General features: G+C 65.3%; 18 protein-coding genes. 6 read left to right on the plus strand and 12 right to left on the minus strand.

What is annotated here, in order from left to right:
* Positions 1–28: 28 nt before the first annotated feature.
* Positions 29–1,252 carry an FAD-dependent oxidoreductase gene (locus AB5K84_RS30280; RefSeq protein ID WP_038965997.1) on the minus strand — a complete coding sequence of 408 codons (1,224 nt, stop codon included), beginning with the start codon at positions 1,250–1,252 and terminating at the stop codon, positions 29–31.
* 433 nt (positions 1,253–1,685) lie between these two features.
* Between AB5K84_RS30280 and AB5K84_RS30285 the strand changes: the two genes are divergently transcribed.
* Positions 1,686–3,032, plus strand: a complete 1,347-nt coding sequence (locus AB5K84_RS30285; protein ID WP_028172046.1) for a lipopolysaccharide biosynthesis protein — start codon at positions 1,686–1,688, stop codon at positions 3,030–3,032.
* 7 nt (positions 3,033–3,039) lie between these two features.
* Here AB5K84_RS30285 and AB5K84_RS30290 read toward each other — a convergent pair whose 3' ends face one another.
* Complete coding sequence (locus tag AB5K84_RS30290; RefSeq protein ID WP_011086146.1) at positions 3,040–5,136, minus strand: GumC family protein; 2,097 nt, start codon at positions 5,134–5,136, stop codon at positions 3,040–3,042.
* Positions 5,137–5,414: 278 nt separating this feature from the next.
* Between AB5K84_RS30290 and AB5K84_RS30295 the strand changes: the two genes are divergently transcribed.
* The 3 genes from AB5K84_RS30295 (at position 5,415) to AB5K84_RS30305 (ending at position 9,154) form a co-directional block, all read left to right on the plus strand.
* Positions 5,415–6,605, plus strand: coding sequence for a glycosyltransferase family 4 protein (locus AB5K84_RS30295; protein WP_011086145.1), 1,191 nt, complete (start codon positions 5,415–5,417; stop codon positions 6,603–6,605).
* A gap of 29 nt (positions 6,606–6,634) precedes the next feature.
* A complete protein-coding gene (locus AB5K84_RS30300) occupies positions 6,635–8,170 on the plus strand; it encodes a glucosamine inositolphosphorylceramide transferase family protein (RefSeq protein WP_011086144.1) in 1,536 nt (511 codons plus the stop codon).
* 123 nt (positions 8,171–8,293) lie between these two features.
* Positions 8,294–9,154: an alpha/beta hydrolase gene (locus AB5K84_RS30305; protein ID WP_011086143.1), complete on the plus strand. Its 861-nt coding sequence runs from the start codon at positions 8,294–8,296 to the stop codon at positions 9,152–9,154.
* Between the two features lie 106 nt (positions 9,155–9,260).
* On the opposite strand, the gene AB5K84_RS30310 is transcribed toward AB5K84_RS30305, so the two are convergent.
* The 10 genes from AB5K84_RS30310 to AB5K84_RS30355 form a co-directional block, all read right to left on the minus strand.
* Entirely contained in the window at positions 9,261–9,611 is a 351-nt protein-coding gene (locus tag AB5K84_RS30310) for a Rieske (2Fe-2S) protein (protein ID WP_236842212.1), read from the minus strand.
* Complete coding sequence (locus tag AB5K84_RS30315) at positions 9,604–10,308, minus strand: ABC transporter ATP-binding protein (protein ID WP_028172051.1); 705 nt, start codon at positions 10,306–10,308, stop codon at positions 9,604–9,606. The genes AB5K84_RS30310 and AB5K84_RS30315 overlap by 8 nt, the downstream gene beginning before the upstream one ends.
* The gene (locus AB5K84_RS30320; RefSeq protein WP_038965992.1) at positions 10,301–11,083 is read right to left on the minus strand and encodes an ABC transporter ATP-binding protein; all 783 of its coding nucleotides are present in this window, start codon (positions 11,081–11,083) and stop codon (positions 10,301–10,303) included. Before AB5K84_RS30320 ends, AB5K84_RS30315 begins: the two co-directional genes overlap by 8 nt.
* On the minus strand, positions 11,083–12,129 hold the full coding sequence (locus AB5K84_RS30325) for a branched-chain amino acid ABC transporter permease (protein ID WP_011086139.1): 1,047 nt from the start codon (positions 12,127–12,129) through the stop codon (positions 11,083–11,085). Before AB5K84_RS30325 ends, AB5K84_RS30320 begins: the two co-directional genes overlap by 1 nt.
* Complete coding sequence (locus AB5K84_RS30330) at positions 12,126–12,998, minus strand: branched-chain amino acid ABC transporter permease (protein WP_038965993.1); 873 nt, start codon at positions 12,996–12,998, stop codon at positions 12,126–12,128. Before AB5K84_RS30330 ends, AB5K84_RS30325 begins: the two co-directional genes overlap by 4 nt.
* A gap of 70 nt (positions 12,999–13,068) precedes the next feature.
* Positions 13,069–14,223: an ABC transporter substrate-binding protein gene (locus AB5K84_RS30335; protein WP_038965994.1), complete on the minus strand. Its 1,155-nt coding sequence runs from the start codon at positions 14,221–14,223 to the stop codon at positions 13,069–13,071.
* A 75-nt stretch (positions 14,224–14,298) separates the two neighbouring features.
* Positions 14,299–15,498, minus strand: a complete 1,200-nt coding sequence (locus AB5K84_RS30340; RefSeq protein ID WP_011086136.1) for a xanthine dehydrogenase family Fe-S subunit — start codon at positions 15,496–15,498, stop codon at positions 14,299–14,301.
* On the minus strand, positions 15,495–16,331 hold the full coding sequence (locus tag AB5K84_RS30345) for an FAD binding domain-containing protein (protein WP_011086135.1): 837 nt from the start codon (positions 16,329–16,331) through the stop codon (positions 15,495–15,497). The genes AB5K84_RS30340 and AB5K84_RS30345 overlap by 4 nt, the downstream gene beginning before the upstream one ends.
* The gene (locus AB5K84_RS30350; protein WP_011086134.1) at positions 16,328–18,721 is read right to left on the minus strand and encodes a xanthine dehydrogenase family protein molybdopterin-binding subunit; all 2,394 of its coding nucleotides are present in this window, start codon (positions 18,719–18,721) and stop codon (positions 16,328–16,330) included. The genes AB5K84_RS30345 and AB5K84_RS30350 overlap by 4 nt, the downstream gene beginning before the upstream one ends.
* A gap of 9 nt (positions 18,722–18,730) precedes the next feature.
* On the minus strand, positions 18,731–20,008 hold the full coding sequence (locus AB5K84_RS30355; RefSeq protein ID WP_011086133.1) for an amidohydrolase/deacetylase family metallohydrolase: 1,278 nt from the start codon (positions 20,006–20,008) through the stop codon (positions 18,731–18,733).
* A gap of 181 nt (positions 20,009–20,189) precedes the next feature.
* Between AB5K84_RS30355 and AB5K84_RS30360 the strand changes: the two genes are divergently transcribed.
* Entirely contained in the window at positions 20,190–20,684 is a 495-nt protein-coding gene (locus AB5K84_RS30360; RefSeq protein WP_051000287.1) for a MarR family winged helix-turn-helix transcriptional regulator, read from the plus strand.
* A gap of 289 nt (positions 20,685–20,973) precedes the next feature.
* Positions 20,974–22,392 (plus strand): cytosine permease, encoded by a 1,419-nt coding sequence (locus AB5K84_RS30365; protein WP_038966001.1) that lies wholly within the window; start codon positions 20,974–20,976, stop codon positions 22,390–22,392.
* Position 22,393 lies beyond the last annotated feature (1 nt).

Below are 22,393 nucleotides of genomic sequence, written 5' to 3' on the forward strand. Positions count from 1 at the left end.
GGCGCGAGGCGCTGGCGGGTTTCAGCCCTCAGGCGCGCAGCGCGCTGCGGACCTGCGCGAGCCAGCCCGGCCGCATCTGATCGACCCGATGGGTAATGCTCCGCCGCAGGAAGTGCAGCCGTCGCCGCACGTCCCAGCTGATATCGTCGCGCGACGTCAGCGCCTGGCGGAAGCGCGCCATCTTCAGTGACTGCTGGTCCGCGGCGATCTTGTCGCGATCGGAATAGAACTCCGATATCTTCTCCTTGCCCATGCCTTCGGTCGCAAGCCACCGCGGTGCATATTCGGTGCAGAGACGCTCGACGTCCACCAGCAGGCGGGCGACGCCCGTTCCGGCGGCGGGACAGTTGGTCTGAAACGCATCGCCGATCAGCACGACGCCGGGCTGGAGATGTCCTTCGACGACGGACAGATCCATCACCCAGTTCTGTACCCGATCCGTCACGCGAAAATCGCCGAGATAGGGCTGCAATCCCGGCAGCAGCCGCAGGACTGTCGCTTCCGTGTCGCGACGCAGATCACGCATGACCGGATCGGTCGGGTCGCGGAACATGAAGAGATTGGCCCGCATGCCGGCGGGTACCGGAAACAGGCTGAGATAATCGACGCCGTCGGAGGTGCGCTCGCCGTAACAGGTCAGCGCCTTGAAATCGAACGGCGTGCCGTCACGGCGCACGATCGTGAAGCCGAACGAGACCGAGTGGCCTGCGGCCAGCACGCGCCGCCTGATGCCCAGCTTGTAGCCGAGGGCTCCGGCCATGCCCGTCGCCAGAACGACAAGACGCGCATTGAGGCGGCGCCCGGAGGCAAGCTCCAGATGCTGGACGTCGTCGCTACAGGTGACTGCGGTGACCTCGTCGACGATGAGGCTGGACGGATCGGGTATCTGGCCGCGCGCCATGGCAACGAGACCGGCATAGGGAAGCCCGTAAGCCTGGCCGACGCTGACATCGACCACCTTGCCTTCCCTGACATTGAGCACCTGATCGTATGGACAAGCGACGCTCGCGAGGCCGCGGATGAAGCCCAGCCTGCGGAACATCTCCAGCTGCGGGCCTCCGATCTTCTCGACCCGAAACTCGTCCGGATAGACCGCGCGCTTGTCCACCAGCGCGACGCGATGCCCTGCCCGCGCAAGGACAGCAGCCGCGAGCGAACCTGCAAGGCCACCTCCGACAATCGCGACGTCCGCAACGATCGTCGTGGTCGCAGCTGCGGCGATCGGCTCAGTCACGGTGCTATCCGCCGTCATGGTCCAGGCTCCCACGGTTAACGGTGGTTCCATGTGCAATTATCCCGCCTGATGTCGCATCGCAGGACCGAACGCGATCATTTCCGTCGATCGAGGTTAACGAACCGAAGACTCGATCTGGCCGGACGATGTTTCGGCACGCGTCTTGCTCGGGATGTTCGACAAGAACCGGTGTTCGGCGACGCCACGGCGGAACGCATGGCTGCTTCTCGTCAGAGCGACATCACGTCGCTTTTCGACGAAGCCGGCCTGCGCTCTAACTGGGACAGCCGGAACGAAGGTGTCCCACCGTGACGCAGCGGATGTTTCGCCGACATCGGCCGCAACCAACAGGACTCCAGAGGCCCCATCAACACTCGCGGTTTTTCACCATGCTAGGCTGTCACCGCCATCGCAGCGCGTATCTCCAGGGGAAAGTCGTCCCTCAACGTCCATGATCGAATCCATCGTCCAGTTCCTGCGGCGCGACGTGACGCGCGGTGTTGTCGGGACCATCCTCCTCAAGGTTGGCAGCGGCGCGCTTGCGTTTGCGTTGTTCTCGCTGGCGGCGCGAACGATGTCGCCTGATGGATTCGGCATCTTTGCGACCTGGCTTTCCGTTGCCCAGATCGCAGCGGTCGTGGGGCTGGTCGGCCAGGAGTCGCTTCTGGTGCGATTTTTGAACGAGTATCAGGTCGAAGACAGGCCCGACCTCACCAAAGGGGTCCTCCTGTCGAGCTTCAAGATGACCTCCGTCGCGATGCTGATCGCGATCGCCGCGGTCGCGTTGGCCGCGAGCTTGAGGGGCGATTGGTGGCTGCTGATCCTTGCTCTCTCGGCCTACACGGCGGTGAATGCCGGACTGATGCTCGGCAGCCAGATCGCCCGCTCGCTGGTCAGCATTCTCATGGGCGAAGGAAACCGGGAGCTCTTCTGGCGGGTCATCGTCGTCCTGTTTCTGCTTGCCATGTTGTTCGGCCATCGGCAGCTCGATCCCGCCGAGTTGTTCGCCGTGATGACGATCGCCATGTCGGTGGGCCTTGTCGCGCAGGTCGTTGCGATTGCGCGAGCCCTGCCGGACTTGCGCAGCACAGCGGCGCGTTACGAGACCTCTCGCTGGAGAGCCAGCGCGCTTCATTTCTGGGTCGCGTCCATCCTGGAAGCGGCCAACCAGTATTTCGACGTCATCCTGGTCTACTGGATGCTGGATCCGGCGACCGCTGGAATCTATTTCGCCGCCTCGCGCCTGGCCAACATCTTCGCCATGCTGTCGGCGGCGCTGTACAGTTTCGGGGCGCGCCGGCTTCCTTCGCTGTACTTCAGCAAGAACCACCAGGAGTTCGGGCGAACGTTGCGGCTCATGGCGGAAGTGACCGCACTTTGCGTGGCCAGCGGACTTCTCCTGATCTGGATCGGCGGCCCCCATCTTCTCAACCTGTTCGGGCCTCATTTCGCCGCACAGCACTGGGTCCTGATCGTGCTCGCGATCGGCACGGCTTTCCAGGCGGCGGGCGGTCCATCCGCGGCGATCCTGCAGCTGACCGGCCATGAGCGCATCTATGTCCCCGTCGTCGCGGCGAACGTCGCACTGCGGCTGGTCGGATTTCTCGTCCTGATTCCCTGGCTCGGCGTGCTTGGCGCGGCGATCTCGGCGACCGTGTCGCTGGCGTTCGCGACCATCGCGCTCAACATCCTCTGTCGCCGGCGAACCGGAGTCGACCCTTCAATTCTCGTGCTTCTGCGCTTCTCGGCATCGAAACGCGGCGCCTTTGCGGTCCGCGGTGCCGACTCCGGCGATTAGGCGTCGATCAACCGGCCAGGCCCAACACTTCGCCCCGACGACGCGCCGCCGACGGATCGGGCGGGACACGATTGATGACGAGCCCGGTCGGCACGCTGCCAAAGCGGGACAGCGCCGCCATTGCCCTGCGCATTGCAGCGGAATCGACCGCGTCTTCGCAAGCGACCAGGACGACCAGATCAGCGTGAGCGGCGAGCGCCGCCGCCTCCGGCTGCAAGGCCAGCGAGGTGGCGTGGACGACGATCAGATCGAACTCCGAACGAATGTCATCCGCGGGCGACGCCTCGGGCCGCTTGCCGGCGCCCAGAAGCGCGTCGACGCTGCGAAAGTCCGCCGTGGTCATGCCGTCCGCCTGCTCCTTGACGAGGCTAACCGCGGCACCACCGAGGTCCGGCTCGACCCGGATCAGGACGCTCAACTTCCCCTTGTTCACCGCCCACCGGTTCAGCGACCGCGCGACGGTGTTGCCGCCGGCCCGCTTGCCGACCGACATCACGAGCGCGACCTTGCCCCGGGCTCCCGGCAATTTCTCCAGCCGGTCGAGCAGCGGGCGCAAATGTGGACTGAGATCGAGCGCAGCCGTCGCTGAGACCGGACCTTGCCAGATGTTTCGGGGCACATCGCCCGGCAGCAAGTCGGGAATGCGGGCCCACACGGGCGGGCGTGGCCACGACGCGGGCTGGCGCGGAGCCGGATCGGGGGCACGAACGTCTTCGACGGGCTTGTCCGATCGGCGTCCCGTAGCGGCAACGACCGCCGTCGATGTCAGCAGCGAGCCGATCGCGAGCGCGGCAAGCAGCAAGGGCAGCGGCGGAAGGGTCGAGCGAAGCGGCGGAATGGCGGACGACGCAATCTTGGTCTGGGAGCTCTGCAGGAGACGCTGCTCGTTCGTCGTCTTCGAGCGCGACAGGAATTGTTCGTAGATGTTTCTGTTCGCCTCGGCGTCGCGCTGCAACTCCTGGAGCCTGACCAGAGCCTGACCGTCGACCAGGAGCTGCGATTCAGCCGCCTTCATCTGGCCTTCGAGGGCCTTCTGCTGTTCGCGCTGGGCCTCGTACTCCGACTTTGCGGTGTCGATGCTCTTGGCCCGCTCGACCTCGATCTGCCTGTTGAGATCGTTCAGCTGGCTGTAGGACATGACGAGGTCGGGATGGCGATCGCCGAACACCGCGCGCTTCTGCGCGATTTGATCATTGAGCGCCGACCGCTGCGCGCGCAGCGCGCTCAGGAGATCCTGCTTGGCCGGACCCTCGACATTCGCCTTCACGTCGCGCTGCGCCTGCTCGTAGCGGGCTTTGGCCTCTTCGGTCCGGGCGCGCGCGGCGGCGACCTGCTGCGACAGCTCGGTCACGCGCAATTGCTGGGTCGTGGAATCCTTGCCGGCGTTGACGATCCTGTGCTCGAGCTTGAACGTGGCCACGGCGTCCTCTGACGCCCTCAACCGGTCGTTCAATGTCTTGAGCCGGCCACTGAGCCAGTCGGCCGCCTCGTCGGTCGCATCGGTGCGGTTGCGACTCTGGCTCGCGACGAACGCCTCGGCTATCGCGTTCGCATAATAGGCCGCCCGCTCCGGCCGGTTCGACGTGAAGCGGATGGCGATGACGTAAGTGAGCCCGCGGCGGGAAATGTCGAGACGGTTGCGGAACCTCTCGAGCAGGCGCGCGGGGTCGGTATGTCCCCCGGAAATGTCCTCGTCATCCCGAATCTTGAGCTGCTCGATCAGCGGCTTGAGAAAGCCGTCGGACTTCGCCACTTCGACCAGGCTTTGCAGCGCGGCGCTATCCTGCCCTATGCCCGGCAGAACGTCCTGATCCGCGGTCACGCGTTGTTCGCGGGGATCGACGACGACCAGCGCGGTCGCCGCAAATCGAACCGGGATCACCAGCAGAAGGATGACGCCGAGGGCGAAGATCGCAAGAGCGAGCGCCAGGATACGGCGAGCATTGTCCCGAATGAAGGAGAGCGCGCCTGCGGCGGTGAGCACACCGCCAAGGCGAGCTGCGGCTCCGCCAGCCTCACCGTTCGACGCATCTTGAGTCTGCCACGACGCGGAGACACCGGTCGATCCGGAACTTGTCGGGTCTGCGCGGCGACCGAACGTCATGGACTTTACTCGGATTCAACTGGCAAGCACTGTTCAGTGGCCTGCGCCACCGTAAATATCTATGGTTAATCCGCGGTTACCCGCCTCCGCGCGAAGATGACCAATTGGTTAACGCGCTCGCTTCGCTCCGTCCGCAAACCGCTGCCATTCTCCTGTGAACGATGCCGTTCCGGCGGACAGGGCATTAACTCCGTTTGTTGCTAGCCGGTGTCCGCGCGACGCTCGCATGATAGGTACGGCGTTAAGAAGGTGAACGTTTCATTAGCGGGTCGGGATCCGTGCTGCATTACCAGCCAGGCGCAGAACTGGGCGAGGCACCGAAGCTGCCGTCGACCGCGGCAGCACTCGCAAGTCGGGGCAGCGGCCGACCGAAGCCGCACGTGCTTCTCGTCCAGACGCAAGCCGAGAATGCGGGCGCCCAGGAGATTTCCAGGCTACTCGGCGCCGGCCTGACCGCGCGCGGCTATCGGGTCACCAATCTGTTCTTCTTCCGCAAATCGGATTCATTCGACGAGCCGCCCGATACGCTCTACTGCGCATCGCGCCGGCCGGGACATCCACTGGCCCTGCTGCAAATGCTGTGGACGCTCGGCCGTCATATCAGGACCACCAGGCCCGACGCCGTTCTGACCTTTCAGCATTTCGGCAACGTCATCGGCGCGGGCGTGTCTCGCCTCGTCTGCCGCGCGCCCGTCATCGCCAATCAGGTGTCGTCCGCACTGTCGATGAGCTGGCCGATCCGCACGGCCGACATCGTCATGGGCAGCCTCGGCTTCTTCGACCGCATCACGCTGAACTCGCTGGACATGCAGCGCGAATATTCGCGCTACCCTGCGGCCTACCGGTCGCGCATGGTGCATGTCCCGCACGGCTTCGACGACAAGGCCCTCACCCTGCCGAAGGAAGCTGCGCGACAGAAGTTCAATCTTCCGCCGGACCGCATATTGCTTGGCTGCGCAGCCAGGCTGCACCCGCACAAGCGGCTCGATGCAGCGATACGCCTGCTGCCGGATCAACCGTCCTGGCATCTCGCACTGGCCGGCCAGGGTGCCGACGAGGTTCGGCTAAGGCAGCTGGCGGATGATTTGAAAGTCTCGGACAGACTGCATCTGCTCGGGGAAATCACCCCGCGCCAGATGGCCGACTTTCTCGCCTGCCTGGACGTGTTCGTATTTCCGACACAAGCCGAGACTTTCGGCCTTGCCGCGGTCGAAGCCGCAAACGCCGGCGTTCCCTCCGTCGTCACCGATCTTCCCGTCCTGCGCGAGGTGCTGTCCTTCGAAGGCAAACCGACAGCACTGTTCGTGGATGCCTCCGATCATGCGAAGCTGTCGGCCGCCGTCTCGAAGCTCCTGACCGACCAAACCCTGCGCGACGAACTGCGACAAAACGCCAAAGGCCTGAGGTTGCGGTATTCGGTGGACTCCATGGTTGAGGAATACGTTCGAATTCTCGGCCAAGTCATTTGACCTGATCCGCTGGAATAGATTGGCTCGACATGATCATCGAGTTTCGCTGTGAACGTGAGCATGCGCGGCGGTGGATGCACCGCGAGACGCTGTCGGTCGACGGGCGGGACGTTCCGGTCCAGATCGCCTGGACGGCGACGGCGGAGTCACGGCCTGCGGGTCTCGACGCGCTGTTCGCGCTCGAACGCATGGTGTTGCACAAGGGCAAACCCGGCGGTGCCGACGGGCTGAAGATCATTCCCAAGCGGACGCAGGCTCGCACCGGCACGGCCGACGTGATCGTCGATTTCACAGGCGGCGCGCGCGATCGGGACTGCTCGGCTTCGCTGTATCTGCGCCCGCTGTTCAACGGAACTGCAGGAGAAAACGCCGCGCTCGCCGCCATTCTTGCCGGCGACATGCCGGTGATCGACATCGTCAACGAGATCGACGGCGCCGTCCTCGATCGCGGCCACCCGTCGGGAGAAACTGCAGCCGGCCTGAGCGGCGCGCTCGAAACGGTCATGGCGCGAACCCTGACCATGGTGGCGGCAATCCTGTCGGGACGGCCGCGCATTCTGCCACAACTGTCGCGTCCCGCCGGCGCCATGAACCGACGTGGACCTGTCGGCTACGTCGTGCGCGGCCTCGTCGTCTCAATCGCCAAGGAAATCTATCGCCTCTGCTGCTACGCCCCGCATTGGCATATCGGATGGCGCTTCAATGACGGCGCAGGCGTCTGGCAGACCGGAGATCTATCCGGGCCTCGCTGGAACGTTCTGGGAGATCCCGGAAACCACTTCTACGCCGATCCCTTTCCCGTCACCTGGCGCGGACGAACGTTCGTCTTTTTTGAAGATCTCGATCACCGGGTCGGCAAGGGAATCATTTCGGCGATCGAGTTCGGTGACACCGGGCCAGTCCGCGACGTCATGCCTGTGCTGGAAGAGCCCTGGCACCTGTCCTATCCGTTCCTGATCGAGGACGACGGCGAGTTGTGGATGATCCCGGAGAGCTCGATCAACGGGGACGTCGCCCTCTACAAATGCGTTCGGTTTCCGGACCAATGGGAGCGGCATGCGACGCTGCTTTCGGGCCTGGAGCTCGCCGACGCGACGATCACGCGGCACAACGGCCTGAACTACCTGTTTGGCGCCTGGCGCGACGGAGCCGGCGGCTATTCGGATTCGCTTGCGATCTACTACGCCGACCACCTGCTCGGCCCCTGGCTGCCTCATGCCAGCAACCCGGTCCTGATCGATCGCGCGAGTACGCGACCGGCCGGGAATTTCGTCACCATCAACGAAAGACTGTGGCGCCCGGTCCAGAATTGTGCCGACGGATACGGCGCGGCGCTCGCCCTGGCGGAGGTCATCGAACTGTCGCCCACGACATTCAAGCAGATCGTCCGCCACTCCCTGAAGCCGGGACCCGCATGGCCCGGCCGAAAGCTGCACACCCTGAACCGCTGCGGCCGGCTGGAGGTGATCGACGGATCGCGTGTTCAGCCGAAGACCAGCGCCTTTGCGCGTCAATTTCCGTCGCCGGCTTTGCCGCCCCGGACCCGTCCCTCCACCGCCAGTTGAAACAAGTTCCGCGAACGGCGCATCCCTCGTCTGAGCACGAGCGATCTGCAATTCGAGCGGGATTCGTGGCAGACAGGAGCGAGCGACGCCGGTCATTGCCACGACCGGCCGCTCGGAGACTCCATGGTCAACAACACAAGCTCGACACATCGGCCGTTCGATCCCCGCAGCAAATGGGCCGAACTGTCCCAGGCGGAACGCAGCGCCGCCTATGACAACAATGCGGCGGTCAAGAACAGCCCTGCCCTGATCGCGGAGCGTAACGAAGCTTCCAGCCGGCTGCGCGGTACGCTGAAGTCCCATCTCGATTTGCGTTACGGCGAGCGGGCGAATAACAAGCTCGATCTCTACCCCGCCGCAAAGCCCGATGCGCCCTGCCTGGTGTTCGTGCATGGCGGCTATTGGCAGCGCAATTCGCGCGAGCTGTTCGCCATGCTGGTCGAAGGCGTTGCCGCACATGGCTGGTCAGTTGCGATTCCCGGCTATTCGCTGGCGCCCGAGGTGTCCCTCACCGACATCGTCGCCGAAATCCCGCGCGCGCTCGACTGGCTCGCCGCGCATGGCGCATCCTATGGCATCGGCGGGCCGGTCGTGCTGTCGGGCTGGTCCGCCGGCGCCCATCTCGTGGCGATGGCGCTGGACCATCCGCGTGTCCATGCGGGGCTTGCGATATCAGGCGTCTACGATCTGGCGCCGATCCGCGATACCGGCCTCAACAGCGCGCTGAAGCTGACGGACGAAGAAATCGCCAAGCTCTCGCCGCTTCGCCTGCCCGTGACACAGAAGCGGCTCGACATCGCCTATGGCAGCAACGAACTCCCCGCCCTGGTGCTGGATTCAATCAACCTTCATGAGAAGCGTGCGGCCGCGCAGGCGCCCGGCAAGCTCATTCCGGTCGCAGGCGCCGACCATTTCACCATCCTCGAGGCGCTGCGTCGGCCGGACGGCGTTCTGGTGGAGGCTGCACGCCGGTTGCTGGACTAAAAACGCGAAAACAACCCCATGCACAGTAGAACGCCGTTGTTTCCAAAGGCAAAATCTACGACGCGGATCGTTTTGACTCGTCGGGCAAAACAGGGGCATGATGCCATCATCGCCCCGATCGCCGCTCAGGCTCTTCAACCCAGATTTGCTCTCCCGTGACCTTGACCGGATAGAGCCGCAATGGCGGACTTGGCCAGCCCGCTGTAATCGCCCCGTCGCGCAAATCGAATGATGCGGCATGGCGCGGGCACTGCAGCCGGCCCGCTGTCACCTGTCCAAGACCAAGATCGGCCTGTTCGTGGGGGCAGGCACGGTCGCACGCGACGACATCGCCCTCGTTCCAGATCACAAGCATATCGCGCCCGGCAACGCGGACGATCGTCTCTGCCTTCAGCCGGCTGAGGTCACAGACCGGAATCCACGCCGGCTCGTCCGAATGGACAGCCTCGTCATCCACCGAGATAGGCCTTCCGCACATGCTCGTTCTCGATCAGCTCCGTGCCGGCGCCGGACAACACGATGCGGCCGTTCTCGAGCAGATAGGCGTGGTCGCACATCTCGAGCGCGGCGAACGCGTTCTGCTCGACCAGCAGTACCGTGGTGCCGGCATCGCGAATGCCGCGGATGATCGCAAAGGTGCGCTCGACGATGTTGGGGGCAAGGCCGAGCGAAGGCTCGTCGAACATGATCAGCCGCGGCCGCGACATCAGCGCACGCCCGATCGCGAGCATCTGCTGCTCGCCACCGGACAGCGTGCCCGCCGCCTGCCGGCGCCGCTCGGCGAGCCGCGGAAATTCCGTATAGATGCGATCGCGATCGGCTGCGATCTCGCCTGAACCGCGACGGAGGTAAGCCCCCATGTCGAGATTTTCCTCGACGCTCATGTGCGGAAACACGCGCCGCCCTTCCGGACAATGCGCGATCCCGCTCGCCAGCACGCGCGGGGGCCTCGCCCCGGTGATGTCGATGCCCTCGAACCGCATCTGGCCCGCGCGCGGCGGCACAAGTCCGGAAATCGCGCGCAGCGTCGTGCTCTTGCCGGCGCCGTTGGCCCCGATCAGCGCCACCAGTTGCCCGGCCTTCACGTCGAGCGAAATGCCGCGCAGCGCGGTGACGCCGCCATAGCCGCACACCATGTCGCGGATCTCAAGCACGCGCCGCTCCATGTCCGAGATAGGCCTCGATCACGGCGGGATCGTTGCGGATCACGTCCGGCGTCCCCTCGGCGATGATGCGGCCGTAGTTGAGCACCACGATGCGGTCCGAGACGGTCATCACCATCGGCATGTCGTGCTCGACCAGAAGGATCGTGATGCCGCGACCGCGGATGTCGCGAATGAGCTCGACGAACCGGTGGGTTTCCGAGGCATTCATGCCCGAGACGGGTTCGTCGAGCAGCAGCATCGAGGGTTCCGCCGCGAGCGCCAGCGCAACGCCGACCAGGCGCTGCTCGCCGTAGGAGAGCGAGCCGGCCGCATCGTGGGCACGGCGTTCGAGACCGACCCATTCGATCAGCTCGCTTGCCCGCTGCCGCAGCCTGCGCTCCGAGGCGCGCGCGCCCGGCAGCCCGAGGATGGCGTCGAGCAGCCGGACCCGGCCCTGACGATGCAGGCCGATCAGGAGATTGTCGTACACGGTGTCATTGGGAAACACGCTGGTGCGCTGGAAGGTCCGGATCAGACCGAGGTCCGCGATCTGATGCGGCTTCAACCCGGTAAGCGTCGTGCCCTGATAGGTGACACGGCCTGCGCTCGGCGTCAGGAAACCGGTCATGACGTTGAAGGCCGTGGTCTTGCCGGCGCCGTTCGGTCCGATCAGGCTGACGATCTCGCCCTCGCCCACGGTGAAACTCATGTCGGAGATCGCGACGAGCCCGCCGAAACGGACCGCGACCTGCTCGATCGTCATGGCAACGCTGCGTGCCGTCATCACGCCCGCTCCTTGACCGCTGTCTCGGCGAGGGCCACCGGCGCCAGCGCCGTCGTGCCGCTCCGTCTCCTGCGAAATCGCTGCGCGAGCGAGGGCACGATGCCGCGCGGCAGCACGAACAGGATGGCGATCAGCACGCCGCCATAGGCGATCCATTGCGCCTCCGGCGCCATGATCGGACGCAGCGCGACTGGCAGCAGCCCGAAGATCAGGCCGCCGACGACGGGCCCCGCCAGCGAGCCCTTGCCGCCACTGATGACCATGATCACCATGGTGACGGTGTTGATGAAGGCAAACACTTCCGGATCGATGATCCGGATATAGTGCGCATAGAGGCTGCCGGCGGCGCCAGCGATCGCGGCGGAAATCACCGCCGCCAGCGTCAGCGTCTTGGTCACGTCGATACCGACGGAGACCGCGAGCGTCTCATTCTCCATCAATCCGCGCATCGCGCGGCCGAAATGGGAATGAACGAGACGCGCGATCAGGAGATAGGCGATGAGAGCCACGACCAGCACGAGATAGTAGTTCTGCATCTTGGTGCGCAGCGTCAGCTCACTGAGGCCGGGCAACGGCAGCGCGATGGAGGGAATGTTGGTCAGCGCCAGAGGGCCTTGCGTCAACTCGACCCAGTTCAGCGCGACGAGCCGCACGACTTCGGCGAAGGAGATCGTGACAATGACGAAATAGGCGCCGCGAACGCGGAACGAGAGCAGCCCGACGAAATAACCGCACAGCCCGGCGATGAGGATCGCGAGCACGAAGCCCACAATGGGCGGCCACGGCGTGTGAACAAGGCGCAGGTCTCCGGGCAGCCCGATGTCGAAACCGAGCGATGTCAGCGCGCTGACATAGGCGCCGATGCCGAAGAAGGCGATGTGGCCGAGGCTGAGCTGCCCGGTGAAGCCGAGCAGGAGATTGAGGCTCATCGCGCCGATGACGAAGATTCCGGTCGTGATCAGCGCGTTGAGGAGATAGGGATCGCGCAGCCAGAGCGGCACCGAGGCAAGGGCCGCGACGGCGAGAATGGTGAGGGCTATTCTCATCCGACGCGCTCCGCGCGCGCGAACAGGCCGGTCGGCTTGAAGATGAGAACCGCGATGATGATCACGAAGCCCATCGCGTCGCGATAGCCTGATGAGACGTAGCCCGCGCCGAGCTCCTCGGCGAGCGCCAGGATGAAGCCGCCGATCACCGCACCCGTGATGTTGCCAAGACCGCCGAGGATGACGATGGCGAAGGCCTTGACGGCGGCAAGATCCCCCATTTGCGGGAAGATCACGTAGACCGGGCCGAGCAGAGCCCCCGCCGCGGCGGCAAGGCTGGAGCCGATCGAGAAGGTCGAGGTGTAGATCATGTCGACATTGACGCCCATCAGCGAGGCCGTGTCGTGGTCCTGGAACGTCGCCCGCATCGCGCGGCCGAGGCTCGTCCTGTTGATCAGGAGATACGTCACCAGGATCAGCAGTGCCGCGGCGGCAAGCACGAACAGCCGCAGCCAGGACACGGAGACAGGTCCGAGCACCAGGGGCGCCTCGGGAAACGGCGTCGCCACCGATTTGGCGACCCCGCCCCAGATCCACAGCGTGCCCGACTGCATCGCGATCCAGGCGCCGATCATGACCAGCATCGTGGTGTCGATGTCGGAGCCGCGCAGGGGCCGCAGCAATGTCAGCTCGATAGCCGCCCCCAACAGCCATCCGGCCAGCACGGCGACGGGCAGCGCAAGGAAGAAGTTCAGCCCGAGCTGCTGCACCACGATAAACATGATGTAGGCGCCGAACGTGTAGAGCACGCCGTGCGTGAAATTCACGACGTTCATGATGCCGAAGATCAAGGTCAGCCCGATGCCAAGCAGCGCATAGGTGCCGCCGAGCACGAGCATGTTGACCAGATGCTGGAGAAACTCGCTCAAAGCCGTTCCCGTATCACCCGCAATGCGGCGAGAGCGGCGGTGCGCCGCCCTCGCCCCCGAATAAACGACGTCAGAGCGTCTTCATCCCGACCTTGCCGTCGTTGATCTCGATGAGATAGACGTTCGGCTGGCTCTGACCGCTCTCCTTGCCCTCGGGGCCGGACTTGCGGAACACGATGTCGCCGTTGAGTCCCTTGATGTTGATGTTCCAAAGCGCCGCCTTGATCGCAGCCGGCTCGGCCTTGCCCGCCTTCTCGATCGCGGCCGCCGCGGTGCGGATGCCGTCATAGCCGCGGAAGCTTTCGGTGCAGCCGGCGAACTCGAAGCCGCGTTTCTTCCATTCCGTGATGAAGTAGTTGGTTGCCTCGGGGTTCGGCGTCTTGTCCGGGAACCACGGCAGGAAGGTCGTCAGATGCATGGTTCCGTTGGCGGCGGCTCCGGCCTGGGCGATGATCTGGTCGGGGTTCTGCGAGCCCCCGGTGGTGATGATGCGCTTCTTCAGGCCGAGCGCAGCGGCCTGCTTGAAGATCAGCGTCAACTGGTCGACGGCGGTCGTGACGATGACCGTCTCGGAATCCGAACTCTTGATCTTGGAGAGCTGGGCGCTCATGTCCTGCGCACCCTGGTCCATGGTTTCGACCAAGCCGATGCTGATGCCCTTGTCCTTCATCATCTTGCTGAAGTCCTCGGCGGTGCCGCGGCCCCAGTCATTGTTGATGACGAGGAAGTCGACCTTCTTCAGGGCGAGCTTGTCGACGATGCCCTTGAACGCCGCGGCCTCGACCGCCGAGGGCGGCGAGATGCGGAAGATGAAGGGATTGCCTGTCGTCGTGATCTTGCCCGAGGACGAGGTCTCCACCACCATCGGGGTTTCATACTCCATCAGCTTCGGCATCACCGCGAGCGTCAGGCTCGAGCCCCAGGCGCCCATCAGCACCGGCACCTTGTCGCTGGTGATCAGCTTCTCCGCGACGGCGGCAGCCTCCGTCGGGTTGCTCTTGTTGTCCTCGATCACCAGCTCGATCTTCTTGCCCAAAATGCCGCCCTTGGCGTTGATCTCGTCGGCGGCGATCTTGGCGCCGTTGACGACGTAGGTGCCGGAGGCCGCGAACGCGCCGGTGAGCGGTTCGTTGACGCCGATCTTGATGGTCTGCGCCCCTGCCGCGCCGCCGAACAAGGCCGTCGCCAGCGCGATTGTCCGAACCAGTCCGAGTGCTCGTGTCATGTTGTCTCTCCAAATCCAACGCTGTTGATCTCTAGGCAGTCCAGCCTTCGTCACTCCGCGGCGCGAGCGCGCCGATCATTCCGCGCCACCTTTTCCGGTGAAGACGCGGCCAAACATGCGCGCGAGCCGAGCGCGCAAAACGTCTGATGCAAGCGACCAGAAGCTGAGCTCCGCGGGGGCGGCCTGCCCCGACGGCGCGCCCGACATGTGGCGGTCGAGATTTCCCGCGAACTCAGCGACCAGGCGTCTGGCGAGATCGCGCACGAGGCCCGGCCGGCCGACCTGCGCCAGCATGCCCGTGAGCGTGTAGCCGATCGACAGGTCGACGGAGGTCGCCGCGCCGCCATCGAGCGGGATCAGGCGATAGCGGATTTCGCCTTGCGTCGCCGAATGGTTGCGCTGGTCGGTGCCGATGCCGACGATGCGGCCGGAGAGCGTCGCGGGATCGCGTTCGACGCGCGCGGCCCCCTCGAAGCTTGCTGCGATCGGCCCGAGCCTGACGCGGATCACGCCTTCGACACACTCGGGCCTTGGCGGCGCCGCGAGCGATACGCCGGGAAGGCAGGCTGCAATACCCGCGATATCATCGAACATCGCGAACACTTTCGCCGGTGGATACGGCAGCGAGAAGCGCTGATCGAGAACGGTCGCTGGGGTGAAGTCGGGAATGGTACCCGGCACGACACTGTCTGATGCCGCGACCAACGCTTGCCGCGCAGGCCGCGGCTCGATTTGGCCAGATGCGGCTCGCCCCGATCCGGCGGGGCCGAGACTGGTCCGGCCGCCACCGGCCTGCGGCGCAATGTTGCGCGCACGCCTCGCCTCGATCACGGACTGCACCGCCCGCACGATGCCGACATAGCCGGTGCAGCGGCAGAGATTGCCGCTGAGGCCGACGCGAATGCGCCGCTCGTCGGCGTCAGGCAGGCGCAACACCAGGTCGCGCGCCGAGACCAGCATGCCGGGCGTGCAATAGCCGCATTGCAGGGCATGCTCGCGGGTGAAGGCGGCGCGCAACTCGGTCGTGACCTCGTCCTCGTCGAGGCCTTCGATCGTGGTGATATCGGCGCCCTCGCAGGCCACCGCATAGGTGATGCAGGAGCGCGCCGGCACGCCGTCGAGCAGCACGGTGCAGGCGCCGCAAACGCCGTGCTCGCAGCCGAGATGCGTGCCGGTCAGGTCGAGCTTGTCGCGCACGAAATCGGCAAGGCTGGTGCGCGGCTCGGCCGATAGCTCCACCGCACGGCGATTGACATGAAGCGCGATCGTATTCATGCAGCGGCCCCCAGCACGGCGCGCTTCAACACGCTGACATGGATATGGCGTTGCGCGGCATCGTCGATGCCGGCCTTCATCAGAAGCGCATCGGCGACGCGGATGTCGAAACGCTGCTTGTAGTCGGCCGCAATCCGGCCGCCGAACAACCCGGCGGCATCGGTCACGACGATCGGCGCTGTATCGATCGCACCGATCACGATGCGCGCGGTGGCGGCGGCCGGGTCGACCAGGACCGCACCAATGGCATGGGCGAACTCGCCGGTCTTGCGGCAGCTCTTGGCATAGCCCCAATGCGCGGAGGCCGATCGGGCCGGCACGTGAATCGCCTCGACGATTTCGCCGGCGTGCAGCGCCGATTCCAGCGCACCGACGACAAACGCCTCGATCGCCATCGTGCGCGCACCGGCAAGACTGCGCAATGTCACCTGCGCACCCAAGGCCGCGAGCGCCGAAAACCAGTCCGCGGCGGGATCGGCATGGCTGAGCGAGCCGCCGATCGTGCCGCGGTTGCGCACGGCGCGATAGGCGATGTTGGCGGCGACGCCGCGCATCGCGCCACGCGTCACGTCGGCGGTGCGGCCGTCCTCGATATCGGCATGGGTGACCAGGGCACCCAGCACGAGCTCGCCGCCGGACACCTCCGCGCGCTTGAGCTCGGCAAGCCCGGAGATGTCGACGATCAGCTCCGGCTGCACCAGCCGCAGATTGAGCATGGGCCCAAGCGACTGGCCGCCGGCGATGATCTTCGCCGATCCGCCTGCCGCTGCCAGCATCGACAGCGCCGAATTGAGATCGCGCGGGCGTTCATAAGCGAAGGGCGCCGGTTTCATGCCGCGCTCCTTTCGCCCGCGCGAGCGGCCAGCACAGCCGCGACGACGCGATGCGGCGTGATCGGCGACTGCATCAGCTCGACACCGAGCGGGCGTAGCGCGTCGTTGACGGCATTGGCGATCGCGGCGGGCGGGGCAATCGCACCGCCCTCGCCGATGCCTTTCACGCCGAACTGCGTATAGGGCGACGGCGTCTCCATGTGATCGAGGCGCGCCGCCGGAACCTCGGTCGCGCCGGGAAGCAGATAGTCGGCCAGCGTCGTCGCCAGCGGCTGGCCGGAGGCGTCGAACGGCATCTCCTCGTAGAGCGCGGTGCCGATGCCCTGCGCGAGACCGCCATAGATCTGGCCGTCGACCACCAGCGGATTGACCAGCACGCCGCCGTCCTCGACGATCACGTAGTCGAGGATTTCCACCTCGCCCAGATCAGGATCGACCGCGACGACGGCCGCATGCGCGGCGTAGCTGAACGTCCCGCTGTCGCGCACGGGCTTGTAGCCCTGCGTCACCTCGAGCCCGCCGGGATCGACATCGGCCGGCAGATCCTGCGGGCGGCGATACCAGGTGTGGGCGATCGCCTTCAGACTAACGCTGCCGTTGACGCCACGCACCTCGCCGTTCTGCAAAACGACCGAAGCCGGCTCGTGCTGCAACAGTTTGGCACCGATGCGCCTTGCACGTTCGCCGAGCTCGCGGCAGGCCGTCGCCACCGCACCGCCCGCCATCACCATCGAGCGCGAGCCCCAGGTGCCGGTCGAATAGGGCGTCATCGCGGTGTCGCCGAGGATGATGCGGATCTTTGCGACGTCTATTCCCAGCATTTCATGCGCGACCTGGGCGAGCGTCGTCTCCATGCCCTGCCCATGCGAATGCACGCCGACACGCAGCTCGAGACCGCCATCCGGCGTCAGCCGTGCCGATGCCTGCTCGTGGCCCGGCACCATCGGGATGCCCCAGCCGGAATAGACCGAGGTGCCGTGCGCCGCCTGCTCGCAATAGATGGAGACGCCGACGCCGATGCGGCGGCCGTCCGCTGCGCCCTGCTTTTGCTTCGCGCGAATGGCGTCGACATCGATCGCGGCGAGCGCGCGGCGCATCGCTTCCGGATAATCGCCGCTGTCAAAATGCTTCCTGGTGATGTTGTCGAACGGCATCTGTTCGGGGCGCACCAGATTGCGCAGTCGCACCTCGCCGGGCTCGAGCCCGGCCTCCACCGCGACGAGGTCGAGCATCAATTCCAGCGCAAAGCAGACGCCGGTGCGCGCGACGCCCCGGTAGGGCAGGATCGGACATTTGTTGGTGGCAACCGAAAAGGTGCGGCAGCGATAGGCCGGCATCTTGTACGGACCGGGCAGGATGCTCGCGACCTGCGCGGCTTCGAGACAGGCGGAGAACGGATAGGACGAGTAGGCGCCGGAATCGACCGTCGCCTCGCAATCGATGCCGCGCAAGGTCCCGTCGCTGTTAGCATAGACCGTGATCTTGTAATGATGCTCGCGGCAATTCGAGCTGGCGACGAGATGCTCGCGGCGGTCCTCGGTCCAGCGCACGGGATGGCCGCGTTGCATGGTCAGCCAGGACAGGCAGACCTCTTCAGGCAGCAGAATGCCCTTGTGGCCAAAACCGCCGCCGACATCGGGCGAGATGACGCGGATCTGGCCCTCCTCCATGCCCAAGCATTCGGCAAGGCCGCTGCGCGTGATGTGCGGCATCTGAGCCGCCGAATGCAGCGTGAGCTGGTCGAGCCGGCGGTCGAAGGTCGCGACCACGCCGCGGCCCTCCAGCGGCGACATGCATTGCCGCGCGGTGGAGATCTCGCGCGTCACCTTGATCGGCGCGTCGAGCGCTAAGGAGATGTCGACCTCGTAATTGGTCTCGAGGAAGACGTTGTCGCCCCAATGCTCGTGCACCAGCGCCGAGCCCGGCTCGCGCGCCTTCAGCATGTCATAGACCGCGGGCAGCTCCTCCAGATCCAGCGTCACGGAGGCCGCGATGTCCTCGGCCTCGGCCCGCGTCGGCGCGAGACACATGGCGACGAGCTCGCCGACCTGGCGCACCTTGCCGGAGGCCAGCACCGGCTGCTCCGAGATCTTGAAGCCCGGCAATCCAGATACCGCGCGGATTGGCTTGATACCAACGAGGTCCGCCGCCGTGAACACACTGCCGCGATAACGTTCTGGCACATGGATGCCGCGGATGCGTGCATGCGCGAGCGGGCTGCGCACGAAGGCGGCATCCTGAAGGCCCGCAAGCCTGATGTCCGCGACGAACTGGCCGCGGCCGCGCATCAGGCGGTCATCCTCCTTCCGCGGCAGGCGCGCGCCGACGCCCTGCCCGGACCTTCCAGAGGGAAACTCTCGCTCGTTGCGCAACTCCGCGTTCTCCTTCACCGCCTGGCCTTACGCCGCGACGGCCTGCGGCAGGATCGGTGCGACCGCGTCGAAGCGCGCGCCGGCACGCAGGCAGAAGGCCGGCTGAAGCAGGCGCTCGGCGATCACCTCGTTCTGCTCGTTGTCCTTGAGGATGAAGCGCCCCTTCTTCTCCGAGAGCACGGAGACGTCGGCGTCCATGCCGACCTTGAGCGCGCCGATCTCCGCGCTGCGGCCGAGCATTTTGGCCGGATTGGAGGTGACCATCGGCACCACCTGCTCGAGCGACAGGCCGAGCGCCATCATCGAGCTCATCGCCTGGACCAGGCTGAACTTGGCCTGCCCCGCGAAGGGATGGTTCTCCTCGTCCTCGTGCTCGTCGGGCGTTCCGGCCGGCGCGGGCACATGGGTGTTGTAGCCGTGGATGTCGGCGCCGAGCGTGGTCGGAATGATGCCGGCGGCGATCGCCTTCTTCGCAAGCCGGTACGAGAAATGGCTGCCGTGGCCGACATCGACCTTCAGGCCGCGATCGAGCGCCGCCTGGATCACCGGATGCACCTCGCCCTCGCGGTTGACGAAGCCGCCGGGGTGGCGCGTGAACGGATGGGCGAGAACGTCGCCCTCGCGGAGCAGCGGGATCACGCGGGTGAGGATGGTGTCGGCATCTTCGCCGTTGGCGCCGCTTTCGGGCAGGCCCCAGAGCTGGCCGAAATGGACATAGACAGGCAGGTCGGCGCGCTTGCCGATCTCCGCCGCCATCTCGATGACGCGGATGCCCCAGCGCGCGAAGCCACCGATCTCGGCATGGGCCTTGATGCCGCGCACGATGTCGAGATTGGCCGTCGCCGCCTTGACGGTCGCATCGATGTCGACGCCGTCGGGGCTATAGAGCTGCGGATAATAATGTCCTTCCAGTCCGCCGACGAGATAGGCCGACAAGAAGGCGTAGACGCGCGAGGCCGAGGGCTCGGCGATGAAATGACGAAAGCCGGGCAGCGTCATGCAGGACGGACCGCCCTGATCGACCAACGTCGTCACGCCCGAGTGCACGCCGACCATGTCGGGGTTCATGCCGAAGCGGCCGGAGACATATTGATAGACATGCGCATGGGTATCGATCAGGCCGGGCAGCACCAGCTTGCCGCCGACGTCGACGACCTCCTTGGCGCTGGTCGGCAGGATATCCGCCGCGACCGCTGCGATCTTGCCGCCCCGGATGGCGACGTCCTTGATGCCGTCCACGCCCGAGGCCGGACAGATCACGCGACCGCCTCGCAGCAGAAGGTCGAAGCTGGCAGTAACTGACATGACGCTCTCCTCGGTCCCGCGCAGGCGGTTGCCCCGCCCCGGATTACGAAGCATGCTTCGCATTTAAATACGAAGTATGCTTCGTATTTTGACAAAAGCAAGCATCATGCCATGATCAGGCGGTGGCAGCCGCGTTCGAATCGAGCTAAGCGCGACGGAGTTTTGGTTGGGAGAGCGTGCATTGCGGCAAGTCAGGAAAAGTCGCAGCGGGGGCAAGCACCGCCCCTGGCCATTGTCGCAACGTCCCGGCTATCTGATCCGGCGGCTGCACCAGATTCACGTCGCGCTGTTTCAGGAAGCGTGCGGCGCGTTCGAGGTCACGCCGCTGCAATACAGCCTGCTCTCGGCACTGGCCGTGCGCGAAACCGCCGATCAGACCACTTTGGCGGCCGATATCGCCCTCGATCGGACCACGACGACCGGTGCGCTGAAGCGGCTCGCTGCACGGAACCTGGTCGAGCGCGCCATCAACAAGGACGATCGCCGCGCGCGCCTGTGCCGATTGACGCCGGCCGGCGCGGCGCTTCTGGTCAAGATCGAGGGCGCGGCACGGCGGGCGCATCGTGCGACGCTCGGCGATTTGAGCGAGCGGGAACAGGCGCTCTTCATCGAAATGATGCAGCGCATCGTGGCCGGCAACCCAAGTCGCGACAGCGCCGCTTCCCTATTCGATTAGAAGCGGCTGCTGCGCTTTTGGGTGGGGCTGCTTAATTTATCATCGTACCGCTGCACGACCGTGCAACGTCTTTTGCCTCCCGCCCGCAAGCGCGCGGAGGAGATCAGCGTCTCGCGGGCACGGTGGCGAACCCGCGCGTGAGTTCAGGGCACGCTTGAATTTCCAATGACAATCCGGCGCAAACCTTATTGCATCCGGCATCGGCGCACGCCCTGCTCCGGCGGTTGTGCAACCAATGGCACGATTTATGCTGCAACGATCCGAAGCGTGCTTCGTATTGGGGGATGTCATGACGGATTCCGAACTTCGCGCTGATATTCACAGCATCGAACCAATTCCCGATGCGGACCGGGACTCGACTGGACCGCAGCAGATGTGGATCTGGGCCGGCGCCAACATCGCGCCGGTCAACTGGGCGCTCGGCGCGCTCGGCATCATCCTGAAACTGGGATTGATGGAGACGATCGCGGTCATCGTGCTCGGGAACATCGTCGGCTGCGCGATCTTCGCGACCTTCACCGTGATGGGGCACAAGACCGGCGTCAACCAGATGGTGCTGAGCCGGTCCGCGTTCGGCGTCCGCGGCGCCTACCTGCCCAGCATCCTGATGTTCGTGATGACGCTCGGCTGGATCGGCGTCAACACCTACTTCCCGGTGAAGGTTTCGATCGGAATCCTTGGCCAGTTCGGCGTGCCCGACACCTGGCTGATCGAGATCGTCATCATCACGCTGGTGATGGCGGCGCAGGTCCTGATCGGCGTGTACGGTTTCTACGCGATCCGCACCTTCGAGAAATACACGGTGCCGCCGACCATCGCCATCATGGTGCTGATGAGCGTGCTGGCCTGGACGCGCCCCGGCGTCGTCAACTGGAGCCTCACGACCTCGCTGCCGCCGGGCGCGCATCTGGCGATGCTGACCCTGCTGATGACGGCGATCGGCGTCGGCTGGGGCATTTCCTGGGTCACCTGGGCCTCCGACTATTCGCGCTTCGTGCCGAAAAGCGTGCCGTCGAAATCCGTGTTCTGGTACAGCTATGTCGGTATGTTCGTGCCGACGGTCTGGCTCGGCATCCTCGGCGCGACCATCGCCTCGACCACGCTGGACACCGATCCCGCAAAAATGGTCAGCGCGGTGTTCGGCGGGCCGGTCAGCATCCTGGTCCTCTTGATGGTGCTGCATGGCCCGATCGCGACCAACATCCTCAACGTCTACTCGGCGACCCTGGCGGCGCTGAGCGCGGGGCTGAAGTTCTCGCGCTTCTGGCTCACCGTCATCGTCGGTGTCGCCGGCTATCTGGTCACGCTGTATTTCATCTTCGCGCCGTCCTTCGCCAAAGCGTTCGACAACTGGATGATCAGCCTCTTGTTGTGGATGAGCCCGTGGGCCGGCGTGGTGCTCGCGGATTTCTTCCTCAAGCGGAAGGGCAAGATCGACGTCGCCGAGCTCTACCGCTCGCCGGAGACCAGCGCCTATGGCGACATCAACTGGGCCGGCATGATCGCGTTCTTCGCCGGCCTTGTCGCCGGATGGCTGGTGGAAGACGGCCTGGTCGGCGCGCTTCAGGGGCCGGTCTCGATCAACCTCCTGGGCGGAGCCGATCTGAGCTGGCTGTTCGGGATCGGCGTCTCGGGGCTGGTCTATCTGGCGCTGGGCAAGCACGTCACGTCGCCCTCCTCGATCGTTGCGAGCAGCGCAGGCCGGTGAA

Origin of the sequence: Bradyrhizobium sp. 1200_D9_N1_1 (genome assembly GCF_052075915.1) — a bacterium.
GTDB classification, from domain to species: domain Bacteria; phylum Pseudomonadota; class Alphaproteobacteria; order Rhizobiales; family Xanthobacteraceae; genus Bradyrhizobium; species Bradyrhizobium diazoefficiens.

Coding starts and splice junctions, on each gene's coding strand:
- AB5K84_RS30280 (WP_038965997.1), bottom strand. CDS start 1,252: ATGACGGCGGATAGCACCGTGACTGAGCCGATCGCCGCAGCTGCGACC.
- AB5K84_RS30285 (WP_028172046.1), top strand. CDS start 1,686: ATGATCGAATCCATCGTCCAGTTCCTGCGGCGCGACGTGACGCGCGGT.
- AB5K84_RS30290 (WP_011086146.1), bottom strand. CDS start 5,136: ATGACGTTCGGTCGCCGCGCAGACCCGACAAGTTCCGGATCGACCGGT.
- AB5K84_RS30300 (WP_011086144.1), top strand. CDS start 6,635: ATGATCATCGAGTTTCGCTGTGAACGTGAGCATGCGCGGCGGTGGATG.
- AB5K84_RS30305 (WP_011086143.1), top strand. CDS start 8,294: ATGGTCAACAACACAAGCTCGACACATCGGCCGTTCGATCCCCGCAGC.
- AB5K84_RS30320 (WP_038965992.1), bottom strand. CDS start 11,083: ATGACGGCACGCAGCGTTGCCATGACGATCGAGCAGGTCGCGGTCCGT.
- AB5K84_RS30325 (WP_011086139.1), bottom strand. CDS start 12,129: ATGAGAATAGCCCTCACCATTCTCGCCGTCGCGGCCCTTGCCTCGGTG.
- AB5K84_RS30335 (WP_038965994.1), bottom strand. CDS start 14,223: ATGACACGAGCACTCGGACTGGTTCGGACAATCGCGCTGGCGACGGCC.
- AB5K84_RS30340 (WP_011086136.1), bottom strand. CDS start 15,498: ATGAATACGATCGCGCTTCATGTCAATCGCCGTGCGGTGGAGCTATCG.
- AB5K84_RS30345 (WP_011086135.1), bottom strand. CDS start 16,331: ATGAAACCGGCGCCCTTCGCTTATGAACGCCCGCGCGATCTCAATTCG.
- AB5K84_RS30355 (WP_011086133.1), bottom strand. CDS start 20,008: ATGTCAGTTACTGCCAGCTTCGACCTTCTGCTGCGAGGCGGTCGCGTG.
- AB5K84_RS30365 (WP_038966001.1), top strand. CDS start 20,974: ATGACGGATTCCGAACTTCGCGCTGATATTCACAGCATCGAACCAATT.